General features: G+C 71.7%; 15 protein-coding genes and 2 pseudogenes. 12 read left to right on the top strand and 5 right to left on the bottom strand.

The features are described from left to right. The first annotated feature begins 37 nt into the window (after positions 1 to 37). Together AB0H52_RS00835 and AB0H52_RS00840 are read left to right on the top strand one after the other, a co-directional pair. On the top strand, positions 38 to 1,171 hold the full coding sequence (locus AB0H52_RS00835) for an NAD(P)-binding domain-containing protein (RefSeq protein ID WP_357944318.1): 1,134 nt from the start codon (positions 38 to 40) through the stop codon (positions 1,169 to 1,171). A gap of 197 nt (positions 1,172 to 1,368) precedes the next feature. Continuing rightward, the gene (locus AB0H52_RS00840) at positions 1,369 to 1,650 is read left to right on the top strand and encodes an adhesin (RefSeq protein ID WP_139583212.1); all 282 of its coding nucleotides are present in this window, start codon (positions 1,369 to 1,371) and stop codon (positions 1,648 to 1,650) included. 7 nt (positions 1,651 to 1,657) lie between these two features. Here the strand turns inward: AB0H52_RS00840 and AB0H52_RS00845 are convergent, their stop codons facing one another. Next, positions 1,658 to 2,740, bottom strand: a complete 1,083-nt coding sequence (locus AB0H52_RS00845) for a hypothetical protein (protein WP_357944321.1) — start codon at positions 2,738 to 2,740, stop codon at positions 1,658 to 1,660. A 91-nt stretch (positions 2,741 to 2,831) separates the two neighbouring features. On the opposite strand from AB0H52_RS00845, the gene AB0H52_RS00850 reads away from it, so the two are divergent. The 5 genes and pseudogenes from AB0H52_RS00850 to AB0H52_RS00870 all read left to right on the top strand — a co-directional run bounded on the left by AB0H52_RS00850 (position 2,832) and on the right by AB0H52_RS00870 (position 7,593). Continuing rightward, a complete protein-coding gene (locus tag AB0H52_RS00850) occupies positions 2,832 to 3,719 on the top strand; it encodes a sulfotransferase domain-containing protein (RefSeq protein ID WP_151487561.1) in 888 nt (295 codons plus the stop codon). A gap of 261 nt (positions 3,720 to 3,980) precedes the next feature. Further along, positions 3,981 to 4,373 (top strand): cupin domain-containing protein, encoded by a 393-nt coding sequence (locus tag AB0H52_RS00855; RefSeq protein WP_151487560.1) that lies wholly within the window; start codon positions 3,981 to 3,983, stop codon positions 4,371 to 4,373. A 48-nt stretch (positions 4,374 to 4,421) separates the two neighbouring features. Next, entirely contained in the window at positions 4,422 to 6,221 is a 1,800-nt protein-coding gene (locus AB0H52_RS00860; RefSeq protein ID WP_357944326.1) for a glycoside hydrolase family 15 protein, read from the top strand. A 145-nt stretch (positions 6,222 to 6,366) separates the two neighbouring features. Next, positions 6,367 to 6,756, top strand: a pseudogene (locus AB0H52_RS00865) (LamG-like jellyroll fold domain-containing protein); the annotation flags it as partial. After that, positions 6,742 to 7,593 (top strand): pectate lyase, encoded by an 852-nt coding sequence (locus tag AB0H52_RS00870; protein WP_357944508.1) that lies wholly within the window; start codon positions 6,742 to 6,744, stop codon positions 7,591 to 7,593. The pseudogene AB0H52_RS00865 and the gene AB0H52_RS00870, both read left to right, overlap by 15 nt. A 52-nt stretch (positions 7,594 to 7,645) precedes the next feature. Here AB0H52_RS00870 and AB0H52_RS00875 read toward each other — a convergent pair whose 3' ends face one another. Further along, on the bottom strand, positions 7,646 to 8,836 hold the full coding sequence (locus tag AB0H52_RS00875) for a threonine synthase (RefSeq protein WP_151487558.1): 1,191 nt from the start codon (positions 8,834 to 8,836) through the stop codon (positions 7,646 to 7,648). A gap of 14 nt (positions 8,837 to 8,850) precedes the next feature. Continuing rightward, positions 8,851 to 9,761 (bottom strand): annotated as a pseudogene (locus tag AB0H52_RS00880) (ATP-dependent DNA ligase). A 94-nt stretch (positions 9,762 to 9,855) separates the two neighbouring features. Between AB0H52_RS00880 and AB0H52_RS00885 the strand changes: the two are divergent. From AB0H52_RS00885 to AB0H52_RS00895, 3 genes are all read left to right on the top strand, one after another. Then, positions 9,856 to 10,641 (top strand): aldo/keto reductase, encoded by a 786-nt coding sequence (locus AB0H52_RS00885; protein ID WP_151487557.1) that lies wholly within the window; start codon positions 9,856 to 9,858, stop codon positions 10,639 to 10,641. Between the two features lie 124 nt (positions 10,642 to 10,765). Next, complete coding sequence (locus AB0H52_RS00890) at positions 10,766 to 10,918, top strand: hypothetical protein (protein ID WP_192580069.1); 153 nt, start codon at positions 10,766 to 10,768, stop codon at positions 10,916 to 10,918. Beyond that, on the top strand, positions 10,918 to 11,883 hold the full coding sequence (locus tag AB0H52_RS00895; RefSeq protein ID WP_357944330.1) for an N-acetylmuramoyl-L-alanine amidase: 966 nt from the start codon (positions 10,918 to 10,920) through the stop codon (positions 11,881 to 11,883). Before AB0H52_RS00890 ends, AB0H52_RS00895 begins: the two co-directional genes overlap by 1 nt. Before the next feature lie 146 nt (positions 11,884 to 12,029). Here AB0H52_RS00895 and AB0H52_RS00900 read toward each other — a convergent pair whose 3' ends face one another. Further along, positions 12,030 to 13,154 carry a cellulose binding domain-containing protein gene (locus AB0H52_RS00900; RefSeq protein ID WP_357944333.1) on the bottom strand — a complete coding sequence of 375 codons (1,125 nt, stop codon included), beginning with the start codon at positions 13,152 to 13,154 and terminating at the stop codon, positions 12,030 to 12,032. A 316-nt stretch (positions 13,155 to 13,470) separates the two neighbouring features. On the opposite strand from AB0H52_RS00900, the gene AB0H52_RS00905 reads away from it, so the two are divergent. Then, complete coding sequence (locus AB0H52_RS00905; protein ID WP_151487554.1) at positions 13,471 to 14,577, top strand: FAD-dependent monooxygenase; 1,107 nt, start codon at positions 13,471 to 13,473, stop codon at positions 14,575 to 14,577. A gap of 130 nt (positions 14,578 to 14,707) precedes the next feature. Then, complete coding sequence (gene ctaD, locus AB0H52_RS00910; RefSeq protein ID WP_278123963.1) at positions 14,708 to 16,465, top strand: cytochrome c oxidase subunit I; 1,758 nt, start codon at positions 14,708 to 14,710, stop codon at positions 16,463 to 16,465. A gap of 260 nt (positions 16,466 to 16,725) precedes the next feature. Here ctaD and AB0H52_RS00915 read toward each other — a convergent pair. Then, positions 16,726 to 16,908, bottom strand: a 183-nt coding sequence (locus AB0H52_RS00915) for a hypothetical protein (protein ID WP_357944336.1), incomplete at its 5' end; no start/stop codon positions are given.

Raw genomic sequence — 16,908 nt, forward strand, 5'->3', positions numbered from 1 at the left:
AGGACAATCTGGGCAGGCTGGGCGGGATTGCTGGTCTGTGATCGACGCGACGACCGATGCCGGGCAGAGCGGGCCGCCGCCCGGCGTTGCACCCGGCGTGGACACCCACTGCGCCGACGTCGTGGTGATCGGTGCCGGCCAGGCCGGCCTGAGCGCCGCGTACCACCTGCGCCGCACCGGCTTCGCCCCGGGCAGCGGCTACGTCATCCTCGACGGTGACGACGGCCCGGGTGGGGCCTGGCAGCACCGCTGGCCGACGCTCGTCTTCGACCGGGTGCACGGCTTCCACGACCTGCCCGGAATGCCGTTCCCCACCGTCGACCCGCGGCGTCCGGCGGCCGAGCAGGTCAGCGCCTACTTCGCCGCGTACGAGAGGGCATTCGACCTGCCGGTACGCCGGCCCGTGCGGGTCCGCGCGGTGCACTCCCGTCCGGACGGCTGGCTGGACGTCGACACCGACCGCGACCGGTGGACGACGCGCGCACTCATCAATGCCACCGGCACCTGGACCAGGCCGTTCTGGCCGCACTACCCCGGCCGGTCGTCGTTTCGCGGGCGACAGCTGCACACCGCCGACTACCGGGGGCCGGGCGAGTTCGCCGGCCTGCGGGTGGTGGTGGTCGGCGGCGGCACGTCGGCCGTGCAGTTGCTCGGCGAGGTCTCCACCGTCGCGGCGGCCACCACCTGGGTGACCCGTCGACCGCCGGTGTTCCGCGATGAGGAGTTCGGCCCGGAGCTGGGCCGGGCCGCCGTGGCCCGGGTGGACGAGGCGGTACGGGCCGGGCGCCCACCGGGCAGCGTGGTGGGGGTGACCGGGCTGCCGGTCACTCCCGAGGTGCGTCGGCTCCGCGAGCGTGGCGTACTCGACCGACTACCCATGTTCGACCGGATCACGCCCGACGGGATCGCCTGGTCCGACGGCCGGTCCGTGCCGGCGGACGTGATCCTCTGGTGCACCGGCTTCCGCGCGGCCCTCGACCATCTCGCACCCCTGGGGCTGCGCGCACCGGGCGGCGGAATCAGGATGGACGGCACCCGGGTGGTCGCCGACCCGCGGCTCCACCTCGTCGGGTACGGCCCCTCGGCGAGCACCATCGGCGCCAACCGGGCCGGCCGCGCGGCGGTCAACGAGATCCGCGCGTTGCTCGCCCCCGCCGCCGCACTCGACTGATCCCGCTCTATTTGACGGATGGCCTGGTAGCGGGCACCGTTGGCCAGGACGGGGCCTGTCAGCTGCCCCGATGCCGCGATGCGACGGCGACGATTGTCGTCGTGCAGGTCGCCTCCCACGTGTGCTCGTACGCGGACCGACTGTCCGGTCTGCGCGGTGACCGACCGCGAGCCGAGATTCCACGAGGAGTTCCGCCAATGCTCACCATGACCGACAACGCCGTGCTCGTCATCCGTGACCTCGCCAACCAACAGGACGTCGCCGAGGACGGCGGGGTGCGGATCGCCGCCGACGCCGAGGCCGGGTCGCTCACCGTGGAACTGGTGCCCGAGCCGGAGCAGGGCGACCGGGTGGTCGACAACCAGGGTGCCCGGATCTTCCTCGACGCGGATGCCGCCGAGTTGCTCGGCGACGCCTCCGTGGATGCCACCGTCGACGACGAGGGCATCATCCAGTTCGGCTTCACCGAGCGGCAGTAGGGCGGGCTCAGCCAGTCCGGCGGGTCGCTCCGCCGTGCGGCCGACCTCGCTGCGGCGAATCCGGTCGGTGCCGGAACCCGGTGTCACCGACCGGGCGCAGCAGGGCGGTCAGCACGTGCGCCAGATGATGCGACGTGCTCCACGCCGCCCAGTTGGCGGCCGATCCGGCGCCGGCTCCGCGCCGGGCCCGACGCAGCAACTCGTGGTCGCCCCAGGAGAAGGCCGCGCCGGCGCTCGGCCAGTGCGGCGCCGACACCAGGGTGCGGCACAGGTCGGCGAACCGCCCGTCACCCCGCCCGCCCCGGCGTGACCAGCGGTAGACCCACCAGTCGCCGTCGGCCGTGTACCGAACGGTGGGCAGCCGGTCGCCGGCCTCGCCGGTGCCCGGCACGGCCGGCCCGACGCCGTAGTCGCCGTAGCCAACCCCGGTGTCGGTCAGCCGCTGCCAGAGCTGCCAGTCCCAGCGGTCCAGCCGGACCGGCTCGTCGGTGGGCAGGCGGGACAGCGTCGGCGGCATCCCGCCCGCAGCCACCGTCACCGATCGCCAGGCGTGCCGGCGTGCCCACTCCAACAGCCGGCGTACCCGGGCCTCGGCGAGGCGTACGTCCGCCCGGCAGCACACGTCTCCCGCGTCCACCAGCAGGTCGCACTCGTCCGGCGCCAACCCGGTGAGCCGCCAGATCCGCTCCACGGAGGCGGTGCTCGCGTCCGGCCCGGCCCGGTCCTGGCCGGTTCGCAGCCGGATCAGCGCACGCCGGCCGTACGCCCGCGCCGCCGCGCCGTGCGCGACCAGCCGGCGGTCGCTCTCCGCGAGCCCCAGCACCGGCACCAGCGGTACGCCCCAGCGCACCAACTCCGTGTCCGGGCCGTCGGCCAGGGCGGTGACGTCGACGGCCGGCAACAGCCCGACAGGCAGCCGGCGCAGGGTGTCGATTGTGGATCGGACCGCCGCACCGACCTCCAGGATCGGGGCGAGCAGCGGGACTGCGGCCGGGTCGAGGTGGTTCAGTGCCTCCAGCTCCCCGCGCCGGCCGGCGAGGATGGGACGGTAGACCGGTTCCGCCGCGCGGCTTTCGTGGGCGGGCACCATACTTCAATCTAGCCAGGTAAATGCATGTCTCCCAGGTCGTCGAGGTGGAATCCGGGTGCCCGGCTGTCGGGTCGGCGACTACGCTCGCCCGATGCGCACGCCACCCCGCCGCTACCGATCCGAGGACGAGGACAGCGGCCGGTGGATCGGCTTCCCGTTCCGGGCCGGCGACATCGTGATCAGCACCCGGTCCAAGAGCGGCACCACCTGGATGCAGATGATCTGCGCGCTGCTGGTGCGGGGCACCACGGAGTTGCCGGCGCCGCTGACCGAACTGTCACCCTGGCTGGACTGGCTGGTCGAGCCACGGGACGTGGTGTACCGCCGGCTGGCCGCGCAGCCGCACCGGCGGTTCATCAAGACGCACACCCCGCTGGACGGCGTACCCCTCGACCCCCGGGTGCACTACGTGGTGGTGGCCCGGCACCCGCTGGACATGGCGGTCTCCCTCTACCACCAGGCCGGCAACCTGGACCGGGCGCGGGTGGCCGAGCTGACCGGTCAGCCCGTACCCGCCGGGCCGCCGGCGCCGCGTCGGCCGGTCGAGCAGTGGCTGGCGAGCTGGGTCGACCGGGAGGCGGACCCGCGCACCGACTTGGACTCGCTGCCCGGGGTGCTGTGGCATCTGAGCGACGCCTGGGCCCGCCGGCACGAGTCGAACGTCGCGCTGGTGCACTACGACGACCTGCTGGCCGATCTGGAGGGCGAGATGCGCCGGCTCGCCGGCCGGTGGGGCCTGGAAGTCCCCGCCGAGCGCTGGCCGGAGCTGGTCGAGGCGGCCACGTTCGGCCGGATGCGGGAGCGCGCCGACCAACTGGCCCCGGACGGCCACGGGGTGCTGCGCGACCGCCGGGCGTTCTTCCGGCGGGGCGGCTCGGGGCAGGGCCGCGACCTGCTCGACGCGTCTGGCCTGGCCCGCTACCAGCGGCGGACGACGGCCCTGGCCGCACCCGACCTGCTCGCCTGGCTGCACCGCTGAGACTGCGCCGCCCGCTGAGGTGGTGCGTGGACGAGCGCACGGCGCCGCTTCGACCGTGGTCGGAACGTCGCCGCGCTCTGGCCGTCTCCCACCACCGCAGCCGTTCGGCGGTACGCCGGCGGGGACCTGGCTCGACCGGCCGCTCGCGCCGGTCAACGTCACGATCCCCGGTCGGTGGGGATCCAAACCTGCCGGGCGTGGCGAATTCCACCATTCGCGAGTCCCGGCGTGGTGGGCCGTCGAACTGGGTATGAGCGCGGCATGGAGCATTTCACGATCGCGACCGTCGCCGAGAAGAGTCCCGACTTCCGGCGGGTGCTGTGGACCGGTGAGCACACCCAGCTGGTCATCATGACCATCCCGCCGGGCGGGGAGATCGGCGAGGAGGTGCACGAGGGGATCGACCAGATCCTGACGTTCGTCAGCGGCACGGGTGAGGCTCGCGTCGCCGGTGAGAAGCGGGATGTCGTCTCGGGCGACCTGGTCGTGGTGCCTTCCGGCACGAAGCACAACTTCGTCAACACCGGCCCCAACCCCCTGGTGCTGTACACCGTGTACGGCCCGCCGGAGCACGCCGACCAGGCCGTCCACCACACCAAGGAGGAGGCCGACGCGGCCGAGGCCGCCGGAGAGGACGAGCCGCCGACCGAGTGACGCTGGTGGCGTCGGCCTGATCGGGGCCGATCCGGGTACCCGCGGCGGATGCGGCGGCAACCGGCGATTTCCGACTACGGGTTCCTTTCGGATTCCCGTTCCGGCGCGCTGGTCGGCGTGGACGGCTCGATCGACTGGTGGTGCCCGGATCGCTTCGACGGCGCGTCCGTGTTCGGTCGGCTGCTCGACCCGCACGCCGGGCACTTCCAGGTGGCCCCGGTCGGCGTCGGCGGGCCGGGGTACCGGGTGGAGCGCGCGTACCGGCCGGACACGCTCGTGTTGCGGACGGTGCACCACACGCCGCACGGCAGTGTGGCGGTGACCGACGCCCTGGCCGCCGAGATCGGTGCCCGCGCCCACGAGCTGGGCAGGAATTCGCCCGCCGTGCTGATCCGGGTGGTCGAGGGGCTGTCCGGGCGGGTCCGGATGGTGTTGGATTTCGCGCCCCGCCCGGAGTACGGCCTGCTCACGCCGTACCTGCACGAGCAGCCGGGCGGCGGCGTGCTGGCCGCCGCCGGCCCCGCGCTGCTGGTGCTGCGTGCCGAGGGCCTGGCGCTGCGGGCCGATCGCGACCGGGTGACCCACGAGTTCGAGGTGTCCGCCGGCCAGGTGGTCGGGATCGACGTGGCGTCCAGCAAGACGTACGGCGACCCGCCGGCCCGGATGGATCCGCTGGCCGCGCTCGCCGAGACGACGCGGGCGTGGGAGGCGTACCGGGAGTCGCACACGTACCCGGGGCGGTATCCGGAACTGGTCCGGCACAGCGCCACGATCCTGACCGGCCTCACGTACGCCCGCAGCGGCGCGGTGGTGGCGGCGCTGACGACCTCGTTGCCGGAGCAGATCGGCGGCGACCGCAACTACGACTACCGCTACTCCTGGCTGCGGGACTTCTCGCTCACCATGCGCGCCCTGTGGGTGGCGGCCTGCCCCGACGAGGCGTCACGTCTGTTCGGCTGGGCGGCCCGCTCGATCGGCCGGTTCGGTGACGAGGCGGTGCCGGTGCTGTTCGGGGTGGAGGGCGAGCGTGATCTGACCGAGCACCACTTCCACCACCTGCGCGGATATCGCGACAGCCGGCCGGTCCGGATCGGCAACGACGCCTGGCGGCAACGGCAGCTCGACGTGCCGGGTGAGGTGATATCGGCGGTGTGGCGGCTGCGCGACTACCTCGGCGCGACGTTCGAGGACGAGTTGCGGGAGATGGTGCTCGGACTGACCGAGCAGGTGGCCGCGACGTGGCACCTGCCGGACCGGGGGATGTGGGAGACCCGGGACGAGGAGCGGCACTACCTGTCGTCCAAGGTGTCCTGCTGGCTGACGATGGACCGGGCGGTGGGGCTCGCCAGCCGGCTCGGTGAGCGGGCCGACCCGCGTCGCTGGGCCGGGGTGCGGGACGAGATCCGCGAGGCCGTGCTGCGCGAGGGGTGGAACGAGCGGATCGGGGCGTTCACCGGAGCGTTCGGGTCGCCGGAGTTGGACGCCTCGGCGCTGGTGCTGCCGGTAGCGCGTTTCCTGCCGGCCTCCGACCCGCGGATGCGGTCGACCATCGCGATGGTGGAGCGGGAGCTGGGCACGGACGACGGACTGGTCCGGCGCTGGGCGACCGACCCGGCCGGCTTTTTGCTGTGTTCGTTCTGGCTGGTGGAGTGCCTGGTGATGGCGGGTGAGCAGCGGCGGGCCGAGGAGCTGTTCGAGCGGGTGGCCGGGTGTTCCAACGACGTGGGCGTGTTCAGCGAGCAGATCGACCTGACCACCGGGGCGCAGCTCGGCAACACCCCGCAGGCGCTGTCGCACATCGGGCTGATCAACGCGGCCTGGCGGTTGACCGAACCGCAGAGCTACTGATTCGCCGGCCGTAATCCTGCAACAGACCTGCAAGCGGCAGGCATTGACGCTGATGGTTGCGCGGTCCTAGCCTCGGAGTGACGGGAAAGCCCTTTCCCCAGGGCCTTGATTCCGCTTCACCCCGCTTCGGACCGACGGCGACACCTCCGGCTGGTCCAAATCCGGTGGTACCTGGGAGGTCGGCTCGGGAGTGCTCAACCAGTCCAACGCCGGCAGCGAGCTGGCCCGGCAGTTCGCCGGCCAGACAAGCTGGACCAACTATTCGGTGCAGGCCCGGGTCCGGCCGGCGAGCTTCGGCTCGTCCGGCGCCCTCGTCGGGCTCGCCGCCCGGTCCACCAGCAGCACCAAGATGTACCGGCTGGCCCTGCTCGGCTCCGGACGGGCCGAGTTGCAGGCCGTCAACGGCAGCAGCATCACCGCGATCGGCTCGGCGTCACTCGGCGTCAGCACCGGCACCTGGTACACGCTGCGTATCGAGAGCAGCGGCAGCACCATCCGCGGCTTCGTCAACGGCACCCAGATCGCCGCCGGCAGCAACAGCCTGTCGGGCGCCGGCCGGATCGGGCTGGTCACCGCGTACGCCAGCGGCGGCTTCGACGACGTGGTGGTCGACTCGTCCGGCGGTGGCACCCCGACCACCCCACCGCCCACCACCACCCCGCCACCGACCACCACTCCACCGCCGACCAGCACCCCGCCACCGGCCGGCTGGCCGACGCCCACCAGCAGCCAGAAGGTGGACGCCACGATCGCGGTGTCCGGCACGTTCGACGGTGGGCTCAAGCGCTACTACGGCATCGGCGACGGCGGGCAGAGCGAGAGCCAGGACCCGATGTTCGAGCTGGCCGCCGGCACCACCCTGCGCAACGTGATCATCGGCGCACCGGCCGGTGACGGCGTGCACTGCGAGGGCAACTGCACCCTGATCAACGTCTGGTGGGAGGACGTGGGCGAGGACGCGGCCACCTTCCGCGGCGGCACCACGTACACCGTCGACGGTGGCGGCGCCCGCTCCGCCAGCGACAAGGTCTTCCAGCACAACGGCGCGGGCACCGTCTACATCAAGAACTTCCGGGTGGAGAACGCCGGAAAGCTCTACCGGGCCTGCGGCAACTGCTCCACGTCGTACCAGCGGCACGTGGTGATCGACAACGTGGTCGTCCGGAACACCGACGCGATCGCCGGCATCAACACCAACTGGGGTGACACCGCCCGGTTCAGCCGGATCACCATCGTCGGCGACCCGGACCGGGAGACCTCGATCTGCGTCAAGTACAAGGGCGTACCGAAGGGCAGCGAGCCCACCGAGATCGGCGAGGGCGCCGACGGCGTGAACTGCCTGTACTCGCCCTCGGACATCACCTACCAGTAGACCCGGCAGGACGGCACCCCGCGGACCGCCCGGTCCGCGGGGTGCCGACTCCTCACACCATCAGGGGTACGCCGGACACGTCGACCGTGTCCGGATACTTCAGCCCGGCGCCGGTGTTGAGCACCACCACCCGTTCACCGGCCCGGATCCAGCCCCCGGCACGCAGCTGCCGTGCCGCGGTCAGGCAGGCCGCACCCTCCGGGCAGAGCAGCAGCCCCTCCCGGGCGGCGAAGTCCCGCAGGTCGGCCAGGATGTCCGCGTCGTCGACGGCGACCGCCGTGCCGGAGGACTCCCGCAGCGCGGCCAGGATCAGCTCGTCGCCCAGCGGCGCCGGCACGGTGATGCCGAACGCCACGGTGTGTGCGTCCACCCACGGCTGTGCCCGGTCCTCCCCGGCGGCGAACGCCCGCACGATCGGCGCGCAGCCGGTCGACTGCACCGCCACCAACCGGGGCAGCTTGTCGCCGACCCAGCCCAGCTCACGCAGCTCGTGCAGCGCCTTGTGGATGCCGATCAGGCCGACGCCGCCGCCGGTCGGGTAGATGATCACGTCGGGCACCTGCCAGCCGAGCTGCTCGACGATCTCGTACCCCATCGTCTTCTTGCCCTCCAGCCGGTAGGGCTCGCGCAGCGTGCCGGCGTCGAAGATCGCCCCGCCGGACTCCGCGATCAGCTCGGCCACCCGCCGGCCGGCGTCGCTGATCAGCCCGTCGACCAGACGCAGGTCGGCCCCGGCGGCCACGCACTCGCGCCGGCAGATGCTCGGCGCCTCCAGCGGCATGACGATGGTCGCGCCCATTCCGGCGCGTGCCGCGTACGTCGCCCAGGCCGACCCGGCGTTGCCGTTGGTGGGCATCGCGATCCGCTCGACGCCCAGCTCACGGGCCCGGCTCACCCCGACCGCCGCGCCGCGTGCCTTGAACGAGCCGGTCGGGATCAACCCCTCGTCCTTGACCATCAGGTCGGCGATGCCGATCTCGGCGCCGTACGCCGGGGCGCGCAGCAGCGGCGTCCAACCCTCGCCCAGCGTGGTCACGTGCCGCGGGTCGGCGACCGGCAGCAGCTCCCGGTAGCGCCACAGGTCGGCCGGACGCAGTCCGAAGCGCTCCGGGGCGACCGCCTTCGCCACCTCCGGCAGGTCGTAGCGGGCCAGCAGCGGCGAGCCGCACCCGCAGAGGTTGTGCAACTCGTCGGCGGCGTACTCCTTGCCGCAGCGCGGGCAGTCCAGATGGGTCAGGTACACGTCGCTCCTCGCCGTCAGACCGCGTCGATGCTCAACCACCGTCGGCTGCGCCGGCCCGGCTCGTAGACCGAGTCCAGTCGCTTGGCGACCACACCGGGCAGCCCCTGCTCCCGCCCGGTGCGCAGAGCCTCGTCGCCGGCACCGGGAAACCACGGCGGAGTCTGCCAGTGCGTACCGGTCAACGCCAGCCCATCGAGCAGCTCACGGCGTTGCGCGTACGGCACGTCGACGCTGCTCACGCCCTCCAGCCAGAGCAGGTCGACGATCAGGAACGCCGCGCCGGCCGGAACCCGGCCGCCTCCGGCCGGACGGGCCGGGCGCACCCGGCCGGCGCCGTCGATGCGGACCAGCACCCGTCCAGCACCGCCTCGGTGGGCGCGAGCGCCGCGGCCATCGCGCGCAGCCACGGGTACCCGCCGGTGACCTCCTCGTCGGTCTCGGAGAGCAGCCGCAGCCGCCCACCGGAGACGTACGCCATCGCCCGCGCCCCGTCCCACCGCAGCTCGTACCCCCAGTTCGCGCGGTCGCGGGGGAGCCCGGCGGCGGGCGTGGCGTGCATCGGGCGGACCAGGTCGGGCATCGACGTCCACCCGGGCGGCGCGGGATCGGTGCGCCGGACCATCCAGTCCCGGCCGCCGGTCGCGAACAGCGCGTACCGGCCTTCGGTGCGGTCACCGGACAGCGTCGCGATCACCTCGTCGTCGCGCCACTTCTCGCACCGGTAGGTGCCCCGGTCGTGGGAGGCGAGCACACCCTCGTGTTCCAGGCGCAGGTCCCAGTGCAGGCTGCGGGCGTGGTGCTGTTGGATGACGAAACGGGCGGTGTCGCCGCCGGCGCCGGCCGCCGTGGGGCGATCCCGGGGCACGGGCTCGGGCGTACGGGCCGCGTCCCGCCGTCGCCGGTACTCCTCCAGCCGGTCGGTCACATCCGCATTCTCCGGCAAACCGGACCGTACCGCTGGAGGCCGGAGTGTCCGGTTCGCTCGGCGGCCGGGGGTGCGGCGGGGTACAACGGACGTCATGGACATCTCCGACCAGCCCAGCGTCCTGCTCCCCGGTGAGGTGCGGATGCCCCTGCTCGGCTTCGGCACCTGGCAGGCCACCGGCCAGGCCGGCTACGACGCCGTACTGGCCGCGCTCGACACCGGCTACCGGCACCTCGACACCGCCACCATGTACGGCAACGAGCGAGAGGTCGGCCGGGCGGTGCGGGAGAGCGGGCTGCGCCGCGAGGACGTCTTCATCACCACGAAGCTCCCGCCGGACCGGGTGGGCCGCGAGCGCCAGACGTTGGAGGCCAGCCTGGAGGCGCTCGGCGTCGACCAGGTGGACCTCTGGCTGATCCACTGGCCGCCGTCCGCCACGGACAGCATCCCGATGTGGCGGGAGCTGCTGGCCGCCCGGGACGAGAACCTGACCCGGGCGGTCGGGGTGAGCAACTACAGCACCCCGGAGATCGACGAGCTGATCCAGTCGACCGAGGAGAACCCGGCGGTCAACCAGATCCGGTGGAGCCCGTCGCTGTACGACCGGCAGCGGCACGCCGAACACCGGGATCGGGGCGTGGTGCTGGAGGGGTACAGCCCGTTCAAGACCAGCGACCTGAGCGATCCGGTGCTGACCCGGATCGCCGGCGCGCACGGCGTGTCCCCGGCGCAGGTGGTGCTGCGCTGGCACATCGACCACGAGATCGTGGTGATCCCGAAGTCGGTGACTCCGGAGCGGATCACCGCCAACTTCGACGTCTTCCACTTCTCGCTGACGGCGGAGGAGATGCGCGACATCGACGCGCTCGGCGAGGTCTGACCCGGCGGTTTCCTTCAGCTTGTGTCTCGGCAGTGAAGGGTATCGACATCGACGCTCATGACGGTATAGCCTGCCCGTCATCACGTACGTCGATACGTGAACCCGCCGTAGCTGGAGGATCGCCATGGCCCGGTCACCACACATCCGTCTGCGCCGCCGCGGGGTGCTCGCCATCCCTGCCCTGGTGGCCGCCGCGCTGACCACCGTCGTCCGACCCACCCCGGCGAACGCCGCCCCGAAGGCCGAGTGCCTGGCCGACCTGCTCGGGGAGTCCTGATGGCCACGATTGGATGGCTCGTGGACGTGCTGCGCGCCGCCGGCGTCCAGGTCGTGGTCGAGGGGGACTGGCTCAACCGGATGCGCCCCGGCTCCTTCGACCCGATCGGGGTGCTCTGGCACCACACCGCCTCGACCTCCAGCGCCAGCAACCCGCACCCGGCGCTCGGCATCTGCATCAACGGCCGCTCCGACCTGCCTGGCCCGCTCTGCCAGGCGCTCGTCGACTACAACGGCGTCTTCCACGTCATCTCCGCCGGCCGCTGCAACCACGCCGGAGTCAGCGGCGGCAGCGGACCGATCCCCTCCGGGGACGGCAACACCCTCATGATCGGGTGGGAGATCGACTACAACGGCGTCAACCAGGAGATGACCGCCGCGCAGTACAACGCGTCGATCGCCGCCACCGCCGCCGTGCTCACCCGGCTCGGCCGGGACAGCAGCTACGCCCGGGGCCACCGGGAGACCAGCACCACCGGCAAGATCGACCCGTCCTTCATCGATCTGAACGTGATGCGCGCCGACGTCGCGGCGAAGATGGCCGGCGGCGGCACCGCGTGGTCGTCCACGGTCGACAACACCACCTCCGGACGGTTCACCGCCAGCGCCAACTGGGGCGTGTCGACGTTCTCCAGCCAGCGCTACGGCGCCGACTACCGGTACGCCGACCCGATCGCCGCGAGCGACCCCGCCTGGTATCGGTTCAACGTCCCGGCGACCGGCAACTACCGCGTCGAGGCGTGGTGGCCGACGAACAGCGGCTACAACAGCGCCACCCCGTACATCGTGGCCACCACCACGGGCAACAAGACGGTGTACGTGGACCAGCGGGTGACCGGCGGGCAGTGGCGCGTCCTCGGCACCTTCACCCTGCCGGCCGGGGACGCCAACCGGGTCGCGGTGAGCCGCTGGAGCAACGCGACGGGCCTGGTCATCGCCGACGCCGTACGCCTCACCCGCGTCTGACCCCCGACGGCGCCCGCCCCGGCTTGATCGACTTGGGTTCCCTGAACTCGGGTATCCCCATCGCGAGGATGCCCCGACTTCAAGGAACCCGAGTAAACCTCCTGAGTGGTGGGGGCGCGACCGAATGGTCACGCCCCCCCGACAGCTCAGGTGCGGGAGCAGGTTGCCCCGTTCAGCGTGAAGCTGGTCGGGGACGAGTACGACCCGCTCAGCGTGCCCTGGTAGCCGAAGCTGGCCGTGCCGCCGGGTGCGATGGACCCGTTGTGACCCACGTTTCGGGCGGTCACCCCGGAGCCGCTCTGGCTCACCGTGGCGTTCCACGCGTTGGTGACCGCCTGCCCGCCGGGCAGGTTGTAGGTCATCCTCCACCCGTTGATCGCGCTGGAGCCGGTGTTGGTGATCTGCACGTCGGCGGTGAAGCCGTTGTTCCACGAGTTCGCCGTGTATTTCACCGCGCAGCTGGCGCCACCGCCCGGCGGCGGCGTGGTCGGCGGCGGCGTGGTCGGGTTGCCGCCACCGTTGACGGTGGCCGAGAACGACGTCACCGCGAGGCCGACGCCACCCTGCCAGGGCTCGAAGCCGGCCTGGATGCTGGTCAGGTACCACGAGTTGGTGATCGCGCCCCGGTTGCGGACGTCGTTGATGAAGTCCAGCACGCTGAAGTTCAGGCTGGAGATCGCCGACGGCGCGACGTAGGAGATGACGTTGTTGGAGCCGTTGCTGCCCCGCCAGACCTCCCACGTCCGGCCGGCCAGGTTGGTGGTGCCGACGACCGAGCCGATGGGCTGGATCGGGCCCTGCCGGTTGAGCCAGATCATGATCTCCATCTGGTTCACCCCGTCCCGCTTGGGTGACGGGTCCAGCCAGATGTCGTACGACGCGTTGTAGGTGGCGCCGCTGACGTACCGGTAGCTGATGCTGCTGGTGGCGCTGCTGATCTGGGACACCTGGATCGGCAGGTTCGTGCCGGGGGAGCAGTTGGTGTAGTGACAACCGAAGAACACCGAGGGGTACGCGGTGGGTGCGCCGTTGGTCGGGCTGCTGCCGTTCAGGGTGGTGATCTCGAAGCCGTTGCTGGTGACGTTGATGCACTGCTGGGCCGTGGTGCCCCAGCGGTTGTTCTGCACGACGTACCGGCCCTGGATCACGGCCGAGCCGTACTGTTCGCAGATCTGGGTGTCGGCGGAGGCGTTGCCGCCGAGGGCGACGGCGACCAGCGAGCTGGCGACCAGCAGCCCGGCGGCGGCCAGGGCCCGAATCTTACGTTTCATGACGCTCCTTGACTGCGGCGCGTGCCCGAGCGCCGGACGGGTCGGGGCATGGGTTCGGGGCAGATGCGGGAGCGCTCCCACGCTCAGCGACACATTTACATGCCTGAAACTGTTGCGCAACCGTACGCGTCAAACTGGTGAATTGTGACGATTCCCACGGCCCCTCCGGTCGGCTCTCGCCGTACGGCCAGCTAAGCGACGCGAGCCGCCGACGAGCGTCGCCGGGCGGGCCGATCGGCCCTGGTGTGCACCGATTGCTCCGAGTAGCGTGTTGCCTCCAACGCGTGCCGCTCCCCCTCCGGAGGCGTACACCACCATGGGTGGCTCCCCCCTGCGCATCCTCGTCGTCGGCGCGGGCATCGCCGGCCTGGCCGTCGCCCGGGCCCTGCGCCTGGCGGGCTTCCGGCCGGACGTCACCGACAAGCTGCCACCGGGGGAGTCCACCGAGGCCGGCCTCTACCTGCCGGGCAACGCCGCCCGCGCGCTGCACCGGCTGGACCTGCACGATCCGGTCCGCCCGCTCGGGCAGGTGATCCGCCGGCAACGGTTCTTCGACGCCGCCGGCGCGCCGCTCTGCGAGGTCGACCTCGACGCCCTGTGGGCCGACGTCGGCGAGTGCCGGGCGCTGCCCCGGGCCGACCTGCACCGCGTACTGCTCAGCGGCGCCGGCGGCGCCGTCCGCCACGGCGCCGAGGTCCGCACCCTGGACCTGCTGCCGGGCGCCGTCGGCGTCACCTTCACCGACGGCACCACCGGTGAGTACGACCTGGTCATCGGCGCCGACGGTCCGCGCTCCTCGGTCCGTGCCCTGGCCGTGCTCGGCGGGCCACCCCGGCCGGTCGGGCAGGTGGTCTACCGGGCCGTGCTGCGCGACGGCCCGCCGGTCACCGAGTGGACCGCGCTGCTCGGGCAGCGCTCCGGGTTCCTCATGGTGCCGATCGGCGGCGGCCGGCTGCACTGCTACGCCGACGAGGCCGGCACTGAGGCGCCCACCGACCCCCTCGCCCGGCTGCGTGAACTCTTCGCCAACTACCGGGGCCCGGTGCCCGAGGTGCTGGCGGGGCTCGACGCGGTGCACGTCGGGATCACCGACGAGGTGGAACTGGGCCGCTGGCATCGGGGGAGGGTGCTGCTCATCGGCGACGCCGCGCACGCCACCGCGCCCACGCTGTCCCAGGGCGCGGCGATGGCGCTGGAGGACGCCGTGGTGCTGGCCGAGTCGCTGCGCGCCGCCACCAGCGTGGACGCGGCCCTGGTGGCGTACGAGAGTCGTCGCCGTCCGCGTACCCGATGGGTGGCCGACCGGACCCGCGACCGCAACCGGACCAGGGACGTGCCGCCGGCGCTGCGCGACCCGCTGCTGCGCGGGCGCGGCGGCCGGATCTTCGGGGAGCACTACCGGCTGCTGCTCGGCCCGCTGTAGGCCCGTAGTAGATCGTGTCACGCCACCCCACGCGGCGCTGCGACCTGCCGGGGACTATCCTCCTTGCGGATGACGGCCCGCCGATAACCAGCGTGTGCCGAGCGGGACAACCGAGAACCGGAGGCCACTCGTGACCACCGTCGCACCCAAGCCGGTCGTGACCCGGCCCTGGCCGGTCCGGGAGCCGGTCAAGGGGTCGGCCATCGCGCGGCTGCTGCGTACCACGGACGCGAAGCAAATCGGGATCATGTACATGGTCACCGCGTTCGTGTTCTTCATGATCGGTGGCCTGATGGCCCTGGTCATGCGGGCTGAGCTGGCCCGACCCGGGCTGCAGTTCCTGTCGCCCGAGCAGTACAACCAGCTCTTCACGATGCACGGCACGATCATGTTGCTGTTCTTCGCGACGCCGATCGTGTTCGCCTTCGCGAACTACATCGTGCCGATTCAGATCGGCGCGCCCGACGTCTCCTTCCCCCGACTGAACAGCTTCGCCTACTGGCTGTACCTGTTCGGCGGCACGATGGCGACCGCCGGTTTCATCACCCCGGGTGGCGCCGCTGACTTCGGCTGGTTCGCGTACGCGCCGCTGAGCAGCGTCGAGCACTCGCCCGGCGTCGGCGCCAACATGTGGATCATGGGTCTGGCCATCTCCGGTCTGGGCACCATCCTCGGGGCGGTGAACATGATCACCACGGTGCTCACGCTGCGCGCGCCCGGCATGACCATGTTCCGGATGCCGATCTTCACGTGGAACATCCTGGTCACCAGCCTGCTGGTGATCCTGGTCTTCCCGCTGCTGGCCGCCGCGCTGTTCGCGCTCGCCGCGGACCGCATCCTCGGCGCGCACGTGTACGACCCCGCGACCGGTGGGCCGATGCTCTGGCAGCACCTGTTCTGGTTCTTCGGGCACCCCGAGGTGTACATCGTCGCGCTGCCGTTCTTCGGCATCATCAGCGAGGTCATCCCGGTCTTCTCCCGCAAGCCGATCTTCGGCTACAAGGGTCTGGTCGCCGCGACCGTCGCGATCGCCGCGCTCTCCATGAGCGTCTGGGCGCACCACATGTTCGCCACCGGCCAGGTCCTGCTGCCGTTCTTCAGCTTCCTGAGCTACCTGATCGCCGTGCCGACCGGTATGAAGTTCTTCAACTGGATCGGCACCATGTGGCGGGGCCAGATCAGCTTCGAGACGCCCATGCTCTGGGCGGTCGGCTTCCTGGTCACCTTCCTCTTCGGTGGTCTCACCGGTGTGCTGCTGGCCAGCCCGCCGATCGACTTCCACGTGTCGGACTCGTACTTCGTGGTGGCGCACTTCCACTACGTGCTCTTCGGCACGATCGTGTTCGCCGTGTTCGCCGGCATCTACTTCTGGTTCCCGAAGATGTTCGGCCGGATGCTCGACGAGCGCCTGGGCAAGGTGCACTTCTGGCTCACCATGATCGGCTTCCACACCACGTTCCTGGTGCAGCACTGGCTGGGCAACGAGGGCATGCCCCGCCGGTACGCCGACTACCTGCCCAGCGACGGCTTCACCACGCTGAACACGATCTCCACGATCGGCGCGTTCATCACCGGTATCTCCACGCTGCCGTTCATCTACAACTGCTGGAAGTCGTACAAGACCGGCCCCGTGGTCGAGGTGAACGACCCCTGGGGTCACGGCAACTCGCTGGAGTGGGCGACCAGCAGCCCGCCGCCGCTGCGCAACTTCGACCGGATGCCCCGGATCCGCTCCGAGCGGCCGGCTTTCGACGCGAAGTTCCCCGAGCTGGCCGCCGGCCAGAGCGTGGCCGGCCCGCCGGAGGGTGGCGCCAAGCCGCTCACCAGCGAGTCGGACGGTGGGGCCAGCTACAACGAGGACACCGCCAGCGACGTCGACCGGCACTGACGCACCGGCTGAGCCGTACAACGGGCGCCGCCCCCGGGACCACCGGGAGCGGCGCCCGTCGCCATGTCCGGCCCGCCCGTCTTCGGCCTGCCTGTTCGGCCTGCCTGTCTTCGGCCTGACTTCGGCCTCGCGGCCCGGCCTCGCTGGCGGCCTGGCTTTGGGGGGCGGCCCGGCCTCGCGGCCTGGCTTTGGGGGGCGGCCCGGCCACGCGGCCTCGCTATGGACGGCGGCCCGGCCACGCGGCCTCGCGATATCCCGGGTTATGGGGCACCGACCAGCGATATACCTGATGCCTGTGAGTCATCAATATGACTCACAGGCATCAGGTTCATCGCGTGCGAGCCGCTGCCGCTGCCGCTGCCGCTGCCGCTGCCGCTGCCGCTGCCGCTGCCGCTGCCGCTGCCGCTGCCGCTGCCGCTGCCGCTGCCGCTGCCGCTGCCGCT

This window comes from Micromonospora sp. NPDC050695 (assembly GCF_040654415.1).
GTDB lineage: Bacteria > Actinomycetota > Actinomycetes > Mycobacteriales > Micromonosporaceae > Micromonospora.